General features: G+C 64.4%; 20 protein-coding genes. 10 read left to right on the forward strand and 10 right to left on the reverse strand.

The features are described 5' to 3' along the window. Position 1: 1 nt before the first annotated feature. Entirely contained in the window at positions 2-667 is a 666-nt protein-coding gene (locus tag ACZ5YD_RS03170) for an AIM24 family protein (RefSeq protein WP_379741444.1), read from the reverse strand. Positions 668-1,091: 424 nt separating this feature from the next. Between ACZ5YD_RS03170 and ACZ5YD_RS03175 the strand changes: the two genes are divergently transcribed. Next, a complete protein-coding gene (locus ACZ5YD_RS03175) occupies positions 1,092-1,601 on the forward strand; it encodes a hypothetical protein (protein WP_379741447.1) in 510 nt (169 codons plus the stop codon). A gap of 381 nt (positions 1,602-1,982) precedes the next feature. Then, entirely contained in the window at positions 1,983-2,978 is a 996-nt protein-coding gene (locus tag ACZ5YD_RS03180) for a M48 family metallopeptidase (protein ID WP_379741450.1), read from the forward strand. Here ACZ5YD_RS03180 and ACZ5YD_RS03185 read toward each other — a convergent pair. Next, positions 2,975-3,352 carry a YccF domain-containing protein gene (locus ACZ5YD_RS03185; RefSeq protein WP_379741453.1) on the reverse strand — a complete coding sequence of 126 codons (378 nt, stop codon included), beginning with the start codon at positions 3,350-3,352 and terminating at the stop codon, positions 2,975-2,977. The two genes, ACZ5YD_RS03180 and ACZ5YD_RS03185, sit on opposite strands and share 4 nt — an antisense overlap. 182 nt (positions 3,353-3,534) lie before the next feature. On the opposite strand from ACZ5YD_RS03185, the gene ACZ5YD_RS03190 reads away from it, so the two are divergent. After that, a complete protein-coding gene (locus ACZ5YD_RS03190) occupies positions 3,535-3,900 on the forward strand; it encodes a sensor histidine kinase (RefSeq protein ID WP_379741456.1) in 366 nt (121 codons plus the stop codon). A gap of 552 nt (positions 3,901-4,452) precedes the next feature. On the opposite strand, the gene ACZ5YD_RS03195 is transcribed toward ACZ5YD_RS03190, so the two are convergent. After that, positions 4,453-5,277, reverse strand: coding sequence for an SDR family oxidoreductase (locus ACZ5YD_RS03195; RefSeq protein WP_379741459.1), 825 nt, complete (start codon positions 5,275-5,277; stop codon positions 4,453-4,455). A 286-nt stretch (positions 5,278-5,563) separates the two neighbouring features. Beyond that, on the reverse strand, positions 5,564-6,727 hold the full coding sequence (locus ACZ5YD_RS03200; RefSeq protein ID WP_379741462.1) for a mandelate racemase/muconate lactonizing enzyme family protein: 1,164 nt from the start codon (positions 6,725-6,727) through the stop codon (positions 5,564-5,566). 115 nt (positions 6,728-6,842) lie between these two features. Between ACZ5YD_RS03200 and ACZ5YD_RS03205 the strand changes: the two genes are divergently transcribed. The 3 genes from ACZ5YD_RS03205 to ACZ5YD_RS03215 all read left to right on the forward strand — a co-directional run bounded on the left by ACZ5YD_RS03205 (position 6,843) and on the right by ACZ5YD_RS03215 (position 9,134). After that, entirely contained in the window at positions 6,843-7,682 is an 840-nt protein-coding gene (locus ACZ5YD_RS03205; RefSeq protein ID WP_379741466.1) for an NAD-dependent epimerase/dehydratase family protein, read from the forward strand. 154 nt (positions 7,683-7,836) lie between these two features. Continuing rightward, positions 7,837-7,965 (forward strand): hypothetical protein, encoded by a 129-nt coding sequence (locus tag ACZ5YD_RS03210; RefSeq protein ID WP_379741469.1) that lies wholly within the window; start codon positions 7,837-7,839, stop codon positions 7,963-7,965. Then, the gene (locus ACZ5YD_RS03215; protein WP_379741472.1) at positions 7,962-9,134 is read left to right on the forward strand and encodes an MFS transporter; all 1,173 of its coding nucleotides are present in this window, start codon (positions 7,962-7,964) and stop codon (positions 9,132-9,134) included. Before ACZ5YD_RS03210 ends, ACZ5YD_RS03215 begins: the two co-directional genes overlap by 4 nt. A 66-nt stretch (positions 9,135-9,200) precedes the next feature. Here ACZ5YD_RS03215 and ACZ5YD_RS03220 read toward each other — a convergent pair whose 3' ends face one another. After that, the gene (locus ACZ5YD_RS03220; RefSeq protein ID WP_379741475.1) at positions 9,201-10,304 is read right to left on the reverse strand and encodes an AI-2E family transporter; all 1,104 of its coding nucleotides are present in this window, start codon (positions 10,302-10,304) and stop codon (positions 9,201-9,203) included. Positions 10,305-10,422: 118 nt separating this feature from the next. Beyond that, positions 10,423-10,863: a universal stress protein gene (locus ACZ5YD_RS03225; protein ID WP_379741478.1), complete on the reverse strand. Its 441-nt coding sequence runs from the start codon at positions 10,861-10,863 to the stop codon at positions 10,423-10,425. A gap of 110 nt (positions 10,864-10,973) precedes the next feature. On the opposite strand from ACZ5YD_RS03225, the gene ACZ5YD_RS03230 reads away from it, so the two are divergent. Further along, on the forward strand, positions 10,974-12,296 hold the full coding sequence (locus ACZ5YD_RS03230) for a divalent metal cation transporter (protein ID WP_379741481.1): 1,323 nt from the start codon (positions 10,974-10,976) through the stop codon (positions 12,294-12,296). Positions 12,297-12,339: 43 nt separating this feature from the next. Here ACZ5YD_RS03230 and ACZ5YD_RS03235 read toward each other — a convergent pair whose 3' ends face one another. Continuing rightward, positions 12,340-15,216: a PAS domain S-box protein gene (locus tag ACZ5YD_RS03235; protein WP_379741484.1), complete on the reverse strand. Its 2,877-nt coding sequence runs from the start codon at positions 15,214-15,216 to the stop codon at positions 12,340-12,342. 222 nt (positions 15,217-15,438) lie between these two features. Here ACZ5YD_RS03235 and ACZ5YD_RS03240 point away from each other — a divergent pair, with 222 nt between their 5' ends. From ACZ5YD_RS03240 to ACZ5YD_RS03250, 3 genes are all read left to right on the forward strand, one after another. Then, a complete protein-coding gene (locus ACZ5YD_RS03240; RefSeq protein ID WP_379741487.1) occupies positions 15,439-15,699 on the forward strand; it encodes a glutathione S-transferase N-terminal domain-containing protein in 261 nt (86 codons plus the stop codon). After that, the gene (locus ACZ5YD_RS03245) at positions 15,696-16,508 is read left to right on the forward strand and encodes a nucleoside phosphorylase (protein ID WP_379741490.1); all 813 of its coding nucleotides are present in this window, start codon (positions 15,696-15,698) and stop codon (positions 16,506-16,508) included. The genes ACZ5YD_RS03240 and ACZ5YD_RS03245 overlap by 4 nt, the downstream gene beginning before the upstream one ends. Before the next feature lie 293 nt (positions 16,509-16,801). Next, the gene (locus ACZ5YD_RS03250) at positions 16,802-17,404 is read left to right on the forward strand and encodes an LURP-one-related/scramblase family protein (RefSeq protein WP_379741493.1); all 603 of its coding nucleotides are present in this window, start codon (positions 16,802-16,804) and stop codon (positions 17,402-17,404) included. Between the two features lie 57 nt (positions 17,405-17,461). Here ACZ5YD_RS03250 and ACZ5YD_RS03255 read toward each other — a convergent pair whose 3' ends face one another. The 3 genes from ACZ5YD_RS03255 to ACZ5YD_RS03265 all read right to left on the reverse strand — a co-directional run bounded on the left by ACZ5YD_RS03255 (position 17,462) and on the right by ACZ5YD_RS03265 (position 20,224). Next, positions 17,462-18,469 carry a sulfite exporter TauE/SafE family protein gene (locus ACZ5YD_RS03255; RefSeq protein WP_379741806.1) on the reverse strand — a complete coding sequence of 336 codons (1,008 nt, stop codon included), beginning with the start codon at positions 18,467-18,469 and terminating at the stop codon, positions 17,462-17,464. A gap of 64 nt (positions 18,470-18,533) precedes the next feature. Continuing rightward, positions 18,534-18,686, reverse strand: a complete 153-nt coding sequence (locus ACZ5YD_RS03260) for a DUF7512 family protein (RefSeq protein WP_379741496.1) — start codon at positions 18,684-18,686, stop codon at positions 18,534-18,536. A gap of 347 nt (positions 18,687-19,033) precedes the next feature. After that, complete coding sequence (locus ACZ5YD_RS03265) at positions 19,034-20,224, reverse strand: inorganic phosphate transporter (protein WP_379741499.1); 1,191 nt, start codon at positions 20,222-20,224, stop codon at positions 19,034-19,036. Between the last annotated feature and the right edge of the window lie 8 nt (positions 20,225-20,232).

Genomic DNA, 20,232 nt, shown 5'->3' on the forward strand with positions numbered 1-20,232 from the left:
TCTACTGTCCGCCGGCATGTTCCTCGTACGGCTGAACGATGACGAAGCCACCATCATCGGCGAAGTTCATCTGATAGCGTTCGCCGGATTCTTGGCCGATCATGTCGGAGAGATTTCTATTAACTTGGACGCTCGGAGACGTTCCACTCCAAGCAACTGTGGCACTCGGATCTGTTGAGACGGGCGGTTCAAGGACAATGGGATCAGCATGAGTAGTGATTGCGACATATCCGGGTCCTTCAAGGAAAACGTTCGTGAATCCTCCAGCGAATGCGCCAGCTAGTGTATCCATTGAGGAGATCTCGTATGAGACGTCAGGGTCAAACGCAAGAACATCCTCACCGTTGACAGTAATCGACTCGCCGTCATCAAGTTCAAGAAGTTGAACTTTTTTCTCATTATCAGCGAGATACACATGCCCTTGACCTTCGATGGACATGACCGGTGTCCCCTCACCGGTCGCAGCTTCCTTGATGAATCCCGTGATCCCGCCTTCAGCCGAGCTTTTACCGGTGAATGAGAGGTCACCCGTGAAAGCGACCATCGAACCGGCTTTTGCTAAAACTGATCCATCGACTGCGACATCAAGCGTATAACCGTTTTCCAATTGGAACGGTGCATCAGTCTCTGTTGTTCCGTGTTCGGAGGCAAATTGGTCGATATCCATGGGTTATGAAGCCAGTTTAGGGCGGCTTCATTAGTAATTCAACGGGCAAGAACATAAAGAACGGAGTGGTGTTTCTGAGCTAGAATGGGTGAGCAAAACTAAACGTCTCCGTCCATCAACGCTAGTACATGAGCGTTTTTCACAGATCGGACCGTCATTCCGGAAACGACCAGCCGCCGAGTTGGATAAGCAGTCTCAACGGACCCAACGAGATGGCATAGGAGTTCGACGATGGACGAGCATACTGCTTCGATCCCATTCCACGAATTTCCAGCTCCAGGACTCCGTTGAAATCCTCAGCGGCTGATACAAACGGCGTGCTGAATAGAGGACGCGAGTCGGTCACGAGTGAGCGGTGTCAGGTGAGAGGATCGGTCGTCGAACGTTTATTACCGAGTGACCGCAAGCATTCGTCGATCGGAGTATGACCGACTATCTAGGTGTGTCCCGGCGAGATATCGGGGCGGGCCTCGCCGCCGGCGTGTCGGCGCTCCTCGTTGCCGTTATGATTAACCTCTGGAACTTTTTCCAGACGTTCAGGCCCCGAGGATTTGACTCCGCGAGCCTAGCAGGGTATCGACGAGGAAGTGAGATCATTTTCCTCGGGACGATCGTCACACCGGTCGTCGCCCTCATCGTAGCGACCGTCATCTGGCGTCTGATGATGCCGGATGAACCGAACTCGGTCTTCGGTGCGGTAGCAGGTGTCGTTTCAGCGCTCGGATCGCTCTTCATATTCGCAACTCTGATAGGCCTCATGTTCTCTCTAAGTCAGTTTTCCGCTGGCTCACTCGTCAGTGCGGTCTCCGAGTTCATCTTCATCACTGCTGTAATCGCTCTATTCGGGGGAATCATTACTCTCCCCATTGCAGCCCCTCTAGGGGCTTTTGTGGGATACGGATACGAATGGTACTTCGCTAGACGGGAAAGTTGAGACAGCTCTTGAGGCGTATATGCGTCGATCCAATCGCGGTCACTAATCGTCGTGATAACGGACTGTATTGGAGATCCCAACGGACTTGAGACAGGAATCGCCTCACTCGCTCGAAATGATGTTGTGTTAGTACAAGTACTCTCACCAGAGGAACGGGATCCACCGGTCGGAGGAGATACGATCTTTGAAGATATCGAGTCGGAATTAACTCGTCAAACGTACTTCGGCGGTCGACTCGCGACACAGTACCGTGAACGGGTGGACATATTCGTAAATGACGAGCCGACCGAGCGGAGGATCTTGATGTCACACACAAACTCGTGACATCCAACGAAGATTTTTCGACGCGTTTTCCTCCGTTTGGATCGACTCGTAGGAATGATGGAGTGGTCCCCAAATCGTCGCCTCCAACTGCAGATGGTCGTGTCGCTACTCGGACTCGTACTCCTCGTTCTCGCCGCTGCGATCGCCAGCGGAACCGCCGTCGTCCTGAGCGTCGCATTTTTTAGCCTCTTTACTCCGATGCCCTTGGAGTTTGGGACGTCTGTTACGAATGGACTTGTTGGAATCGCAACGGTAGCAGTTCTCGCCGCAGTCGTGTGGGGGGAACGCGATGCGCCGTCGTACGTGATCGACGCAACCGGAGCACGCCGCGCAAGTACGGATGAATATCCCGCATTGCTAGCGGCGGTGAGATCCGTAAGCCACCAAGCCGATGCGCCCATTCCGGACGTCTACGTTGCCCAGATAGATCAACCAATTTCGCTAACTACCGGATTCACCCCGCAGGATGCGCATCTGCTCGTCAGCGAGGGACTCGTTCATCTCCTAGACGATACGGAACTCGAGGCAGTCGTCGCGCACGAAGTTGCACACATTAAGAACCGGGACGCTGCAGTCATGACTGGCGTCGCGCTACCGTTGGCAGCAGCCGGTCGTATCGGGAGTTTGTTGGCAGGACCGACGGCGGGCGTCGAGCACGGATTCGCAAGTCGTGCAGACTACGCCGACGCGCTTCTCACGGTCGGTCTCGTGGTTGGGTTTCCGATCGGACTCTGTACATTGCTGTTGTCCGCCTCGTTTTCACGGACACGGGAGTTTGCCGCCGATCGGGGCGCGGCGGCGATCACTGGGGAGCCAGCAGCGCTCGCAACCGGACTTCGAACGATCGAGAACGCGGTCAATGAGCGACCAGCCACGACCGTCCCACGCGCGGAGATCGGTGCATTCACGATCGTCTCCCCGGATGTCGAGGCGAACGGAACATTCGGTTCACTGCAGAGATGGTTCCAACCAATCGTCCGGATGCACCCAAACCTAGAGACACGCATCACACGGCTTCGGGAGTTGATGGATGCCCAAGAGCGCGACAATTAGCCGTGAAACCGGTACAGCGACGTGACGTAGGGCAGTCGGTTGAGCATCCAGATCGCGACCGGGACCCCCACGACCGTGAGTGCGAGGAACGACGCCACGTTCGCCCACAGCAGGCTGAGCCACCAGCCGACGAGGACGAAGTAAATCGCCCGGACGGCCAGCGAGCGTTGTCCTCGCGCCGATTCAGGCTCCGAAAGGGACCGCGGCTCCGCGAGCGTGAGCACCGTCGGCACGAGGTTGATCAGCTTGATACCGATCGGCAACAGGATGACCGTGACGTTGAGCAGCCACGCAGTGTTCACGACGATTGGTGTGACCCACCAACCGACGAACACGAACCACAGCGCACGAACCAGAACGGATCGTTGTGTCATCATTACCGATAGACTCCCGGGAGGTTAATCCGTATCGCCGATCCTGGCGGTCGATACTGCGCTCGGACTAATCTGCAGGCCGGTGTCACACACAGGACTCGATAGACCTCGCACAATCCAACGAGGTTCCAGGCCCCACCGAGACCGCCGCTCTCAGCACCGTCGCCCAAGATGCGTGGGAGATGGTCGAGACCCGCGACGCATCTTTGGATGTCACTGATATTCGAGTACAGGCAGATCGCGGGCAGTTGCAAGCCCTCTTCGAGAATCTGTTCCGAAACGCGATCGGACACGGCGGCGATGACGTTACGATTCGAATCGGACCTGTTGAGGATGGGCTCTACGTAGAAGATACCGGTACAGGAATTCCAGAGGAGAAGCGCGAAGTCGTCTTCGAGCACGGATTCTCGACGGGGTATGGCGGTAACGGAGTCGGACTCACCATCGTTGGTCGTATCGCGAACCGTCACGGCTGGTCGATCGAATTAGGTGAAGAGCAATCTGGCGGTACACGCTTCGAATTCACCGGCGTCGAGATTATTGACTGATCGCTAGGTGCAGCCCCGAGTCTTCCTGTCCGACCGCGAGATCGGACGGTTCACACCGAGGGAACGAGGAGATTGCCAACCCTACTATCCGACTGATCGGGATTCCTCCGGGGTTAGCGGAGGAGGACGTCTAAGATTGGCGTTCCCCTCTCGAGAACGAATCTCGCATCGGTTAGAACCCCTCGTCACGCTCGAGAACGGCGGCTTCGTCGGTTGACGCTTCGACCCCGATCCTCCCCACATGAAAACGTCTTTTTCGATCGAGCAACCGTGCACACAGTCGAACCTCTCGGTGAACGCGACGGGGGACACGGACGGTATTACACAGATACTTGTGTAATTATATTGCGTCGAGGCATTTGGAATCGTTCTCCCAGAACGAACGGTTCGTATCCACGTTCGATCCGAACCGGGCGATCGCCTGAGCGTTCGATAGGCCGGGTACGAACGAACGATTCATACGGCAGGCTTCGTCGAACCGTGCAGGTCAGATCCCGCGGAGCAGCTCGTTCGGAAACCGTAAACTTCGAGCAGAGGCGACGTGGCGATTCCTCAGACACCGCTGAACGCGGAGAAGCCGCCGTCGATCGGGATCACCGTCCCGGTGACGAACTCGGAGCCGGGTGCGATCAGCCAGAGAACGGTCGTCGAGAGGTCTTCGGGATCGCCGAACCGACCTTGTGGTGTCTGGTCGATGATCGCCTGCCCACGGTCGGTGTACTCCCCGGTTTCCTCGTCGATCAGCAAATACCGGTTCTGTTCGGTGAGGAAGAACCCGGGCGCGATCGCGTTCACGCGGATGTCCGGGGAGTACTGCCGTGCCATGTGGACGGCCAACCACTCGGTGAAGTTCGAAACGGCGGCCTTCGCGCCCGAGTACCCCGGAATCTTGGTTAGCGGCGTGAAGGCGTTCATCGACGAGACGTTCAGAATCGTCCCCTCTCCCCGGTCGACCATGTACTCGCCGAAGGCCTGGGAGGCGAGGACCGTCCCCACGAAGTTGACGTTCACGACGGTCTCGAGTCCCTCCTTCGGGAGGTCGAAAAAGGACGTCTCCGCCCCCGTCGTCGCGTCGGGGTGGTTCCCGCCGGCGGCGTTGATCAGAACGTCGATACGCCCGTACTCGTCGACCACCGTCTCGGCGGCCGCTTCCAGTTCGGCACGGTCGAGCACCGATGCCGGGATGGTGATGTTGTCGATCCCCCGTTCCGTGAGTTCGGTACTCGTCTCCTCCAGTTCCTCCTCGCCACGGGCGAGGAGTGCGACCTTGCCGCCGTTCTCGCCGATCGCCTTCGCCATCTCGGAACCGAGGACGCCCGATCCGCCGGTGATCACACAGACCGTCTCGTCCATCTCAAAGTCGTTTGCGACAGTCATCGTTTCCTACGACCCACGCCGTGGCGTGGGTGTATGTATGTTCGCGTTTTCGACGGACGTGGTGGTGGTGGTGGTGGTGGACGAAGTGGTTCACCCGTCAGCGTCTCGTTCTCGGACTACCGTTCGCAGTCAGGGGCGGACTCCGGAGGTAGCCCTCGTTCTGGCACTCACGTCCCTCCCTCCAGGCCGACCAAATAGGGATGCCGAGGAAGCGTTCGTCGTTCGTCCGACCATGTGACGCCGCGACCGTCCCGCGTCCGGCCGCTTCCACCTCGATCCCAACCGCTCATTCCTCGATTCGGTATCGCTCGACTGCGGTCTCATCAAGCGTAATTCCGAGCCCCGGATCGCTGGGTAGCGCGACCGAGCCGTCGTCCGGCTCGATCGGGTCCACGAGGAGTTCGTCGCGAAGCGGGTTTTCGCTGCGATCGAACTCGAAGAGGACCGGCTCGGGAAGCGCTCCCGAGTGGGGATACGCCGGGATCGACGCGGCGAAGTGCAGCGAGGCGGCGAGCCCCACGGCCCCGTTCCAGACGTGAGGTCGAACCCCGACGTTCTCGGTCGTCGCGAGCTTGCCGATGAATCGCGCCTCCGAGAGCCCGCCGCAGTGGGTCAGGTTGGGCTGGACGATGTCGACGGTGCGATCGTCGACGAGTCGTTTGAACTCGAATCGGCTGTAGTGGGCCTCTCCCGCAGCGAGAGGGACGTTGGTCGTCCGCGAGAGTTGGCGATACCCGGACTCGTTCTCCGGCGGGATCGGCTCTTCGGCCCAGGTGATGTCGAACGGCTCGATCGCCTCGATCGCCCGTGCGGCCTGTTTGGGTCGGTAGTTCCCGTTGTAGTCGACCATGATGTGGGCGTCCTCGCCGAGCGTCTCGCGGGCCGTTCGCACCCGCTCGACGTCGTCGTCGATCCCGCGGCCGATCTTGATCTTCGCGGCGTTGAATCCCTCCTCGAGGGCGTCCTCCATGGGTTCGGCCGGGTCCTGTCCCCATTCCGTGATGTACATCGTCGAGGCGTACGGGACGTTGTCTGCGGGATCCGACCCGTCGATGAAGCGATCGTCGTCCGACGTCCCGAGCAGTCGGTGGATCGGTTCGCCGATCTCCTTGCCCTTCAGGTCCCACAACGCGATGTCGGCCGCGCTGACCGCGCTGTGAACGATCGGTCCCCGACCCATGTGGTAGTCGCCCGCGTAGACGTCCGAGGTGAGCGTCTCGACGTCGTGGGGGGAGCGCCCCTCGAGGTAGGGCGCGACGACCTCCTGCATCGCCCTGGCGACCGTCCGGGGCGGAGCGGAGGCCTCGCCCCATCCGACCGCCCCGTCGGCCGTCTCCAGCCTGAGGAGCGTTACGGCCCGGCTGTGGGTTATGCCTCGGGTTCCCCCGAAGCCGCGATCGTCCGGTAGCGCGTACGAGAGCGGAATCGCCTCAATGGATCGAACGTCCATGGGCGGTGTGGTACTCCGCCGTGTAAAACCTTTGTTGGAGGTCGAGCCGAACGGGATCGTCCGTCATCGTCGGTTATTCCCCCGTATTTATCATATCGAGGCCCAACCCGTGGGTATGGACGTACTCGTCACCGGCGCATACGGCCGCTGTGGGACGGCGATCCTCGATCACCTCCACGACGATCCGGACCACGAGTTCACCTATCTGAACCGCTCCGACAGGGACGAGGATCACCCCTACGGCGGATACGACACGGTCGTCGCCGACGTCGCGGATTACGAGGCGCTTCGATCGGCCTGCGAGGGAATGGACGCCGTGGTCCACCTCGCCGCGTATCCGTTCGTCGACGGGGAATGGAACGACGTGCTCGAACCGAACATCGTCGGAACCTACAACGTGCTCGAGGCGGCCCGTGACGCCGGGGTCGGGTCCGTCGTCTTCGCCTCGACGAACCACGTCATGGGGATGTACGAGGAGGAGTTCGCGCCGGAGCTCTACGAGCCCGACTTCGACCTCGAACTCACCCACGAGGATCCGGTTCGTCCCGACTCGCTCTACGGGACGAGCAAGGTGTTCGGCGAGGCGATCGGCCGCCAGTACGTCGAGAACTACGAGTTCCCGAACCAGTTTTACGCGCTGCGGATCTGTTCGGTGCGACACGAGGCGTACGATCACCCCTACGGCGACGCCGAGGCCGCCGTCGAGGAGGGACGGATCGAGCGTGGATCCGCGGAATACCGTCGGGAAGTGAATCGAATGAAGGCGACCTGGCACTCCAGACGGGACTTCGCCCAGCTCGTGGATCGGTGTCTCCGCGACGACGACGTCTCCTTCGGGATCTTCAGCGGGGTGAGCGACAACGATCGACGGTGGTTCGATATCGAGCACGCGAGGGAGGTTCTCGGATACGAGCCGCAGGACAACGCCGAGACGTGGGACGCCCCGCCGGAGTGATGAACGAACGAGGACGTCGGTGGAGGAAAGACCGGATCGGTATCGGTCGACCCTGGCGTCTCGCCCGGTGAACACTCGTCGGGAACGGTCACCGATTCCGGATCCATCGCCCCCGACCAGTACGTACATGGTCCCCCGGGCGGAAGCCCGTCGTATGCATCCGCAGGCGGTTCGCGACGTTCGGGGGAACGTCGCCTCGGTCGGGTCGGGTCACGTCACCGCACCGACCAACTCGGAGCGCGCCATCCCCCCGGCCGAGCGTGAGGGGGGAGACCGCGCGTGAACTGGCGATACCGCCACACCGTCTTGACGCTCTGTATGCTCGCGTTCTTCGTGACCTACTTCGCGCGGCTCGCGATCAGCCCGGTCGTTCCGCTGATCGTCGAGGACTTCGCGGCCTCCAACACGGCGATCGGGCTGGCCCTCTCGGGGATGTGGTTCGCCTACGGCTTCTCGCAGTTCCCGAGCGGCGTCCTCGCCGACCGGTTCGGGGAGCGCCCGGTCATCCTCGCCGCCGTCTCCGGAACCGCCGTGATGAGCGTGGTGTTGGCGTTCGCGCCCGGTCTCGTCGCCTTCGGGCTCGCCGCGATCCTGCTCGGGCTCGTGGCCGGCCTCCACTACGCGGTCGCGACGACGCTGCTCTCGCGCACCTTCGAGGACCTCGGGACCGCGATCGGCATCCACTCCGCGGGCGGACCGCTCGCCGGGCTCACGGCCCCCATCGCCGCGGCGTGGGTCGGCACGCGCTACGGGTGGCGGCCCGCGGTCGCGCTCGCGGCCGTCGTCGGCGTCCCGAGCGCCGCGGTCTTCTACTGGCGCGTTCGGCCGACCGAACCGCGACGCCCCGACCAGCCGATGCGCGAGCGGGTCCGGCTGGAACCCCTCTTCGAGCTGCTCTCGCGTCCCTCCATCCTGTTCTCGCTCGCGCTCGCGATGACCGGAACGTACGTCGCCCAGGGAATCCTGTCGTTTCTGCCCACCTTCCTCGTCTCGTTTCGCGGCTACTCGACTGCGGCCGCGGGGACGGCCTTCTCCGCGTTCTTCCTCGTTCGGGCGGGCGCGCAGATCGGGATCGGACGGGTCTCCGACGACGTGGGTCGCGACGTCGCCATCGGGGGCGCCCTGCTGGCGGGCGGGATCGGAACGTCGGCGTTCGTCCTGGTTCCCGGCCTTTTCGGGGTCGCGGTCGGGATCGTCCTCGCCGGCGTCGGCACGAGCTTCTTCTCGGCGATGGACCCCCGGTTCATGGACGCGCTCGGCGACGCCGAACGCGGGGCCGGATTCGGGCTCGTTCGAACCGCCTACACCGTGGTCGGCTCGGCCGGATCGCTCGGTGCCGGCGTCATCGCGGACACGTTCGGGTGGGGCGTCTCCTTTCTCGTGCTCGGCGGGCTGTTCACCCTCGCGGTCTCGGCCATCGCCGTCAACGAGCTGTTCGGACTCGGGTACTGAACGGGGGCGCGAGCTCCGGTACTGAACGGGAGTACTCCATCTCACGTCATGGGCGGGAGGCCGGACTCAGAACTCGTCGATCCGACGCTGATCGCCCGGCAGTTCCGGATCGTCGTCGGGGTCGGCACCGAGCAGCCGCGGCAGCGCGGTGTAGGCGAACGTGAGCGCGAGCACGAGGATGATCGGCGCCAGGAACAGTCCGTGGACGCCGAAGACGACCGGGCCGAGGATGTACGCGAGCATCAACAGCCCGACGTGGGTCGTCTCGCCGCTGAAGTAGGGGCGCAAGACCAGATCGGGGACGGTATCGACGATCACGATGGTCACGAGAAGGAACCCGACCACGTATCCGAAGAGCCCGCCCTCCCCGGACAGCGCGGGCGGGATCGCCATCACCGCCGCGAGCGGAACGTAGACGATCTTCATTCCGACCGCGGGGATCAAGCTCGCGATGCCGGTCAGCGCGCCGGCCAGCGCGGGATATGGGACCTCGACGGCCGACGGGGCGACGACGTTGTACCCCATGTAGGTGGCGACCGCGATGATCGAGATGGCGATGACGTTGAGCAGGTTGCCGAACAGCACCGCCTCCAGCTCCTCGTCGGCCGCCTCCAGATACTCGCGCACGATCGCGTCGTCGTCGAAGGTGAGAAGCCACTCGTGGGCCTTCGAGCCGTCGATGAGGAGGTAGTAGGTGACGATGACGATGATGAGCATGTTCAACAGAAAACTCGAGAGCAGGGCGGTGACGAACCCCGCGTGTTCGAGCCCGAAGTCGATGAGGGGGTCGAACCCCCCGGACCGATACAGTTCGACCATCGCGTCGAAGGTCAACTCCGGCGGCGTCGCGGCCGGATCGAGCCAGTCGACGTTCTCCGCCGCCGCCTCCATCACGGGATACCGCTGGACGAACCGGCGCGCCTCGACGACCAGCAGGACGACGGTGTAACTCAACAACAACACGAGCGGGACGCCGAGAACGGAGAGCGCCAGCCCGGCGCGGATCCGCGGCGGAAGTCGGAACCGCTCGAGCATTCGATAAAACCGCCTCGTTGAGTAGTACAGAAACACCGCGACGGTAAAGGCCGCGACGAACCGGTAAGCCATGTAGCCCGCGATGAGGGCGACGACCAGACCGAAGAGGGCGACGACGAACCGCTTTTCGTCCATACGTCGCGAGTCTCGGCCGCGGAGTATATAGTTTATTCCGACTCACTCGACTCGCCGCGTCTCTCGTTTCCGACTTATCGTTCTCGGATCGCCCCGTTTCCCGTTTCCCGTTCCCCATCTACCGTTCGGAATCGCCTTCGATGTCCAACGGGATCGTCACGACGGGGACGGGGCTCGACCGGATCACGCGTTCGGTGACTCCGCCGAGGTGGACGAGCCGTTCGATCCCCGTCCGCCCGTGGGTTCCCATCACCACCATCTCGGCGGGGTACTCGTCGATCGCCTCCAGGATCTCCGTGTGGGGAACGCCGCGACGGAGGTGTTTTTCGACGTGGACGCCGTGTTCCTCGCCCAGCCGTTCGACCGCCTCGACCGCTCGCTCCCCCTCGCGTTCGGCCGCCTCGACGGGGATGTCGAACTCGGTCGGAACGTATCGTTCGTCGATCACGAAGAGCGCGTGCACCTCGGCGTCGAAACGGTCGGCGAGAACCATAGCCGCCTCGGCTGCCACGGTCGATCCGGGGCTTCCGTCGGTGGGTACGAGAAGCGTTTCGTACATCGTCCCTCGTAATGGCCTGCGAGCCCCGACGATATCAATCCTCGCGCCGAAGCGACTCCTCGTCGTCCGCGAACCGACACCGGTTTATTCTCGAGTGATACCACGAAGGTATGGTCAACACTAACGACGGTTCGAGCGGGATCGGTCTCGGGACGCTCCGTCGGTTCGTGGGCGAGATGGGGCCTTCGTGGGTCGCGGGCTCCATCGCGGCCGGCCCGGCGACGATGGCGAGCCTGATCACGGCCGGTGCGAGCTTCGATTACGACCTGCTTTGGGTGGTCGTCCTCTCCGCGGTCGCCGGCGCGCTGGCGCAGTACCTCGCGATGCGGCTCGGGCTGCTCACCGAACGCGGGATCGTCGCCGTCGTCGAGGACCACCTCGGCGAGCGATGGGCGTGGGTGCTCGTCGCGGACGCGGTGATCGCCGCCGGCGTGGCACAGCTCGTGATCATGAACACCGTCGCGGCCGTCTCCGCGACGATGACCGGGATCGACGCCCGTGTCTGGGGCGTCGTCTGGGCGCTCGCGCTCGCCATCGGACTCGCCGGCCGCGGGTACCGGTTCCTCGAGATCTTCGCGAAGGCGCTCGTCACCGCGGTCGTGATCGCCTTCGTCGCCTCCGCGTTCGTGGTCCCCATCGACCCCGGCGCCGCGGCTCGCGGGCTCGTCCCGTCGCTTCCCGGCGGGAGCGCGCTCGTCGCCGCGGGCATCCTCGGGGGCGCCGTCCACATCACGCTCATCACGATGCACTCCTACACGATGCGCGCTCGCGGCTGGACCGACGACGACTACGACCTCGCGACCCTCGACGTCGGCGCGTCGATGCTCGTCGCCTTCGGGATCTACAGCGTCGCCATCTTCCTCGTCGCGGCGAGCGTCCTCTCGGATCCGGCCTTGACCACCGTGAGCGCCGCGACCGCGCTCGGCCCGCTCGTCGGCGAGAGCGCGAAGTGGCTCTTCCTGCTCGGGCTCGGCGGCGCCGCGGTCTCGACGCTCGGCGGAAACACGATCGTGCCGCCATTTCTCCTCGCCGACAAGCTCGGGTGGGGAACGACCGTGGCGGATTCCCGCTATCGGGCTCTGCTCGCGGCCGTCGCGCTGGCGTCGGCCCCCGGCGCGTTCATCGGCGGTGAGGTCCTCGGCCAGCTCGTCTTGGTGCTCGCGGTCGGAACGGTCGGCACCCCCTTCGCCATCGCGATCGTCCTCTACCTGCTCAACGCCGACGCGGTCTCGCGTCCGACGCCACCCCTCGCAAACGTCGGCGGAGTCGCGTTGTTCCTCGTCTCCGGGGCCCTCGCGGCCAACTTCCTCCGCGAGCAGGTCGCCGCCGGCGTCGGGCCGCTTTCGGGAGCGGTCACGCTCTTCGGGATCGCACTCGCCGTTGCGAGCGTACTCCTCATCGGCAAGTACGCCCGCGAGGAGCGTTCGACGTAGCGCTCGCGGTCGGCTTGTTCGCCCGAAATCGTGATAACTATTATCACGTCCTGATCTCGAATCGGGCCCCCTCGAGGGACTCCGCGTCGGTGATGTCGATCGTCCAGCCGTGTTCGTCGACGATCTGACGGACGCTCGCCATCCCCATCCCTTGGCCCGATGACTTGGTGGTGAATCCCGGATCGAAGACGCGCGTTCGGTCCTCGGGATCGATGCCCGGCCCGTCGTCCTCCAGATAGAACCCCGACTCGATCCGTCCGATCTCGACCGTCGTCTCCCCGTCGGCGTGCTCGACGGCGTTCGAGAGGAGGTTCTGGAGGAGCCGTTCCGTGGCGCCGGGATCGCCCTCCAGGTGGGGGTTGGAGACCACCTCCAACGTCGAGGCGTCCGCGGCGGCGACGCGATCCCAGACGTCCTCGGCGAGCGCGCCCACGTCGATCGGTTCGGTCTCGGTGACGACCTCGCCGGTCCGCAGCATCTCGATGAGGTCGGTCCGGATCTCCTCGAGCCGCGAGAAGGCCGACAGGGCGGCCTCGACGTGGGCTTGGTCCCCGGTATCGGCCGCCAACTCCAGCCGTCCGCGAACGGCCTGGATCGGCGACTGGAGGTCGTGTGAGACGACGCTCGCGAGCTTCTCGAACCGTTCGTTGTGGCGCTCGAGCCGCCGCTCTCGCCGTTTGAACGCCGTGACGTCCCGGGAAACCCCGACGACGTGTGAGATCGTTCCCTCCTCGTCCGTGTGCGGCCGCACCCGCGATCGGACCCACTCCGCCTCCACCTCGGGGATCGTCCGGACCTCGACGCTTCGTGACTCCCCCGGATCCGGAACGGGCCCGAGGGTCTCGCGAAGCCGATCGCGGTGGTCCGGGTGCACTCGCTCCAGGTAGTCGTCGAGGGAGGTGATCGTCGCCTCGAGAACCGGACAGGGATCCGGATACGTCGTTATCTCCCCCGTCCCGGGGTCCCGTTCCCAGATGACCGAGTCCGTCCGGTCGAGCGCGAACTCCATGCGGTCTCGGATCCGCTCGAGTTCCCGCTCGCGTCGGTCCCGCTCCGTGGTCTCACGGGCGGAGACGATGAGCGACTCGACGGCTTCCCCGTCGTCGGTCACCGGCATGATCGTCCCCTCAACGCTGAAGGTGTCGCCGTCGGAGCCCGAATGTTCGACGCCGTACTCGACGTATTCGCCGCGCGCCGCCCGATCGATCCACTCGCGCAGCGCCGATTCGTGTTCGGGACGCCACCACGGCGTCTCGGGGAAGGGACGTCCGACGACGTCCTCGCGGTCCGCATCGACGTATCCCATGGCCGTCCGATTGACGTCGACGACCGTTCCGTCCGGCTCCAACAGCCCGACGAGGATGTTGGGGTCGTCGAACATCGCCTGGAACCGACGCTCGTTGCGACGCCGCTCCCGCTCGCGTCGCTTGCGGTCGGAGATGTCCGTCGAGACGGCACAGATCCCGATCGGAGCGCCCGCATCGTCGTAGAGCGGGGACTTCAGGGTCAATCGCGTGCTGGCCTCGTCCGTCCCCGGAATCGTCTCCTCGAACTCGATGGTCCGTCCCTCCTCGAGTACGCGGCGGTCGTCCTCGCGGAGCCGGTCGGCAACGGCATCGGGAAACAGGTCGTGATCCGTCAGCCCGGTCACGTCCGTCCCCGGATCGACGCCGAGGACGTCACGGCACGCCGGGTTGGCCAGCTGATAGCGTCCCTCCGCGTCCTTGATGAAGATCGCGGCCTCGACGGTGTCGAGGACGGCCTCGAACCGCCGGTTCGTCTCGCGGAGCCGCGATTCGGCCTCCCGGTGTTCGGTGACGTCGGTGATGAACCCCTCGAACGCTTCGAGTTCCCCCTCGGGTCCGTAGACGCCGCGACCGCGCTCTCGGACCCATCGGACGTCCCCGTCGGCCGTCCGGATCCGGTAGGTCTCCTCGAAGGAGTCGCCCGTCCGGAGCGACTGGCGGATCCGTTCTCGGGTCTCGCCTTTGTCCTCGGGATGCATGACCTCCTCGAACCACAGCCGGCCGTCGGCCTCCAGATCGTCGGCCGAGTAGCCCGTGAACTCGGCGACGTCGCCGTGGACCTCCTCGATCGGCCACCCCGACTCGTTCAGACATCTGTAGACCATTCCGGGGAGGTTGCTCGTGAGCGTCTCGAACCGACGCTTGCGCTCCACCCGCTCCGTGATGTCCCGGGTGATCCCGGTCTGTACGGCCGGGTCTCCACCCTCGCTGACCGTCCGTCCGTTCATCTCACCCCACCGCGTTCCGTCGTCGAACCGGAACCGAACCGAGTAGGACTCCCCCGAGCGGGCCGCAGAGCGGATCCGATCCTCCACGGTCCGTCGGTCCGTGGAGTGCACCTGCTCGAGGAAGTCCTCGAACGAGTCGATCGACGTCTCGAAGACCGGGCACTCGCTCGGATGGATCTCCATCTCGTCGGTTTCGAGATCACGGGTCCAGACCGCTGCGTCCGTCGATCGAAGCGCGAACTCCATGCGGGATCGCTCCCGCTCGAGCGCGCTCTGTGAACGGTTCTGTTCGACGACGTTTCGGATCCGGTTGGCCAGCAGCTCGTACTGTTCGGTGTCCGATCCCTTCTGGAGGTAGTCGGTGGCGCCCGCGGAGATGGCGTCGCTCGCGACCTCCTCGGACCCCTTGCCGGTAAAGAGGATGAAGGGGAGATCGGGGTGTTCCTCGCGGACGTTCTCGAGGAACTCCAGTCCGTCCGGTCCCGGCATCTCGTAATCGCTCACGATGCAGTCCGGCGTCCGCTCCGTGATTCGATCCAGTCCCTCGGACGCGTCATGAGCTGTCCGGACCTCGAACCGATCGTCCACCCGTTCAAGGAAGTCGGCGGCGAGCTCGCCGAAGCTCGCGTCGTCGTCGACGTGGAGGACCCGGATCGGTTCGGTCATGGACCGAGATAGCGGCCCCGGTCTAGTGAATGTTGCCCCGACACTCCGGAACGGCCCGTTCTCTCCGTTCGAAGAGGGGATCCGGCGACCCTCGAGATCTCGAACGAGGAACCGGCGCGGATGATGGCCCCCAGTGGCGAATCGTGGTGACACCGGGTGGCAGGTGGTCGAGCCTTCGGGAGTATCTTTTAGTCCATCCGAAACGTTCGCTCCATCGTAACGATGCTGGAACTCTATCAGTCGGAGGGGTGTCCGTATTGTGCGAAGGTCCGTGAGAAGCTGTCGGAGTACGGCGTATCGTATGTCGTCCACAATCCACGTCTCCCCGGCGATGAGGGCGGCGACGTGACCAACGATCTCACCCACGAGGAACTCACGGCCGGCGGGGAGGACCAGATCCCGTATCTCGTCGACACCGACCGCGGCGTTGCGATGTACGAAAGCGGCGACATCGTCGACTATCTCGAAGAACACTACGCGTGAGTGGGGATCGATCCGACTCGCCACTTTTCGAGGCCAAACGATACGACGAGCCGTCGGTCTTCACGCCGGGGTCCCTGATCCGTGAGGCGCGTCGTCAAAAGGACCTCCCCGACCGGCCCGTCCCCGACGTCTGTGTCCTCGATCCCGACGGGGACCTCGTCCGTCACCTGACCTCGACCGGCCGTGCCGAAGCGGATACGACGTGGCCGGGGTACCACACGGACCTCTATCGGTTCGAACTGGACGGCGTGGATGTCGGGATCGTCGGGTGTGCGGTCGGCGGACCGTTCGCAGTCCTCGTGGCCGAACAGCTGTTCGCCGCCGGGTGTCAGTTCCTCGTGAGCGTGACCTCCTCCGGTCAGATCGTAGCGCAGGACGACCCGCCCTACTTCGTGCTCATCGACCGAGCACTGCGCGACGAGGGAACGAGCCACCACTATCGATCGCCTGACCGATACGCGACGCTCGATCCCGAACTCCGCGAGCGGGTCGAGTCGGCGTGTGACTCCACCACCAGACCGGTCTATACGGGGACGACGTGGACCACGGACGCACCGTTTCGAGAGACGGAATCGGCGATCGAGCGGGCCCGCTCCGATGGCATCCTCGCGGTCGAGATGGAAGCTGCCGCGCTCTATACGTTCGCCGCCGAGCGGGACGAGCCGGTCGTGTGCTTCGCTCACGTGACCAACGAGATGGGACGGGGGGACGGCGACTTCGAGAAGGGCGACGCGAACGGGAGTGCTGCGGCCTTGGAGGTGATCGCGTCCGCGATCGATGGCTGGAAGTCCTCGGACGCGAGCGAGTGAGGAGCCCGAAACGGCCGACGCATCTCCCATCAGTTGTGGATCGCGTTCCCGATCTCTACGGTCCGAGACGGCCAGATATTTGTCCCCCTCGGCCCTCGGAGTTCGATGACGACTTCCACTCCCGCACCTACGCGACCCCGAGTCGCTCCTCGACGTGTTCGATCGCCGCGTCGAGGGTCCCCGGTGACGGATGCGTTCAGATCCGCCCGTGGCGCCGGTTGGACGTTCGACCCGAAAACGCTGTCTCCCACGTGTAGAAGGCTTTTTGCCGGACGTGGATCTCTTTGTTACCCATGAGTGAGCCCTTCACGTCCGGTTCGGCATCGAAGACGTACGACATCTCCACGGTCGATCTCGACGGCGACCGCTACGAGGTCAAACAGTCGATGGTCCGGAACAAATACGTCGTCCGCGACGCCGGCGGCGACGTCGTCCTGCGCGGCAAGCAGAAGTTGTTCAAGATGAAAGAGGAGTTCCCGTTCGTCACCGGCGACGGCGCGGACGCGTTCACCGTCAAGGCCGGCGGGATCATGGACATCGCGGGAAACTACGCCATCACGGACGCCGGCACCGGCGAGGAGGTGGTCGTCCTCGACGAGGACTTCTCGCTTTTCGTGGAGAACTGGACGATCCGGGACCCCGAGACCGGCGAGACGCTCGCGACCATTCGATCGAAGAGCAAGCCGCTGTCGGTGCTCCGGCACCTCGTCGGGATCGCGAACCTGATCCCGAACAAATACGAGATCTTCGACGCACACGGCGCCCACGTCGGCGACATCGAGGGTGCGTTCTCGCTTCGGGACGCCTACACGGTCACCATCGACGACGCCAGTGGCGTCCCGAAGGAGGCGGTGATCGCCGCCGCGTGTATCCTCGACGCCCTCGAAAACCAGTGAGCCCCGGCTCCGCGTCCCACTCCCCGCCCCACGCCGTGTTTCTGCCCACGCCGCACCTCACTCCGTGCCCGCGGTCTGTCTGCTGCGCGTCGTTCGAAGCGAGCGAACCGACGTATAGAGGATCGCGGCGGCGACGACGACGGCCGCACCGACGACGAGCACCAGGCCCACCGTCTCGAGGGTCGGAATCGAGAGGTAGGAGCCGATCTCGCCGACTCCGACCGCGATGGCGCCGACGAGCAACATCCCGCCGAAGTAGACCTTGATCCCGTCCGCGTCGACGATCGCGGTGGCGGCGGAGCCGATCCTGGCGCCGAGCGCGCTCCCGAAGAGCAGGGGAACGACGATGCCGAGGTCGACGCCGCCGCTTTGCCCGTAGAGGTAGCTCCCGAGACCGCCGGAGAAGACGATCTCGAACAGATCCGTCCCGACGGCGACGGGCACCGGGACGCCGATCGCGTAGATCATCGCGGGCATCCGGATGAATCCGCCGCCCACGCCGAGAAATCCCGACAGGAGACCGGTCGCGAAGGCGACCGCGGTGATGACCCACACCGAGACGCGGACGCCGCCGCGCAGCGTCACCATCGGCGGGATCCGAACCGTCTCCTGGATCCACCTGGCGACGTCCGGGACCTCGTGGTCGCCGAGGTCCTCGTCGTCGGCGTCGTGATCGATGCCGCCGTCTCCGTCCCCTTTCAGCGCGTCACGGGTGACCATCGCCCCGACCCCGCCGAGCAGAACGACGTAGGCGACGCTGATGAGGGCGGCGGCGAGCCCGACCGACTGGAGATAGTAGACGCTCGCGCGTCCGGCCTCGATGCCGATCGTCGTCCCCGTGATCATGATCGCCCCGAGCTTGTAGTCGACCTGGCCGAGGTCGTGGTGTTTCAGGGTGGCGATGACCGCGGTCCCGAAGACGAAGGCCATCCCGCTCCCGACGGCCACCGAGGGCTCGTAGTCCAGCATCAACAGGGCGGGAGTGACGAGGAACGACCCGCCCATCCCGAAGAACCCGAACAGGATCCCGACCACGAGTCCGAACCCGACGAACAGGGCCGCCATCTCGGGGCTCGTGTTCAGCACGTCGAGTCCGTCACCCAACCATTCGAGTGTGCTATTGGGAATACTACTCACCACCAACCACCAGTTTCAAAAGCCGAGGACCCACGATCCGCTCGAGCCCTCCGTAGCCGACGTACAGCACGATCGCCTCCAGCAGTATCGTTCCGATGAGTAGGGCCGTCTCCGGGTCCCACGTGGGGATCGCGAGCCCGGCCATCAGTTCCCACTCCGACGTTCCAACGCGGTATTTCGGTGCTGGCACATTTCCGTTCGGTTTCCTCTATCCGACCGACGCTCATAACGGTTTTGGAGTTATTGCACAATACTATATCTCCATCACCTCCCCGGCACTTTCTATAACGTATAGAAAAGTTATGGACCCAAGCGAACTCCGGCGTCCGGGTCGATGGATTATCCGACGCGAGGCGTCGTCGTCGCGACCGGACGAACGTCACCTGAAGGCGGTCGCGACGTCTACGAAGGGACGATCACGCCGTAGAGACGAACGACGCCAGACGGGGACGATCAGGTCGCCGTCACACCACAGAGACGATCAGACCGGCGTCACGCGGCGGAGACGACCGCCAGGAGGACGGCGGCGCCATAGCCGAGCGCCAACGCCAACGCGAGCGAGCTCGCCCACGCACCGACGGTCTTGAGGATCTTGTTCGCGTCGACGGCGTCGCCGCCGCCGACGGCCGCTCCGCTGCCGATGATGGCGCTGACGACGATCTCGTTGAACGAGACGGGCACGCCGAACAGGACGGCCAACTGGGCGATGAGGAACGACGGAACCAACGCGGAAATGGAGCGCCGCGGCCCCAGCGACGAGTAGTCCCGCGACAGCGATTTGATCATGCGGGGGGCGCCCGTCCACGACCCGACCAGGATGCCGAAGCCCCCGCCGACGAGGACCGCCAGCACGGGAATCGCCTCCAAGTCGTCGAAAAGCGGGAGCAGCGGCCCGACCGCGAGGCCAACCTGGCTCCCGCCGGCCGAAAAGGCGACGAGCGAGCCGAGCGCGAGCAGGACCCGTCGCAGACCGCCGTCGATGTCGCGGTCGACGTCCCACCGGACGAGGGCGGCGACCGACGCCGCCGCGAGCAACGAGACGGCGATCGGTACCGCGACCCCGTCGGCTCCGAGCGTTCGCCGGACGAATCCGGTCACCGAGCCCATCGAGTTCCCGGGACCGAGGTGGGCGAACTCGACGTTCGCCAACGCCGCCGCGACCAGCGCCGCGAGGAGCGCGACGCTGTATCGTTCAGGGACGTCGGAGCGCGGGAGGACGCTCGCGATACAGTAGGCGATACCACCGCCGACGACGGGCGTCAACACCCAGACCGCGCCGATCTGGAGATACTTCGACGGGACGGGCGTGCCGCCCAGCCCGATCCCGACGCCGATGACCGCCCCGGTGACGGTGAAGGCGGTGGCGATCGGATACCCGGTCTTGATGCCGAGAGCCATGAGGCCGGCGCCGATCACGAGGACGACGATGACGCCCGCGGCCGGCAGGGTAACTCCACCGACGAGGCCGTGACCGACGGCCTCGGAGACGTTCGCGCCCTGGACGACCGCGCCGGCGAAGCCGAAGACGCCGACGACGAACGCCGCGCGCATCGTCGAGATGGCGTTGGCCCCGACCGCGGGCGCAAAGGGGGTCGCGCCGCTGGAGCCGGCACCGATCACCCACGCCATGAACAGGCTGGCGAGGCTCGCGAACACGAACAGTGCGATCACTGACGGACTCATGGGGGGAC

The sequence above is a fragment of the Halopenitus salinus genome (genome assembly GCF_055397165.1).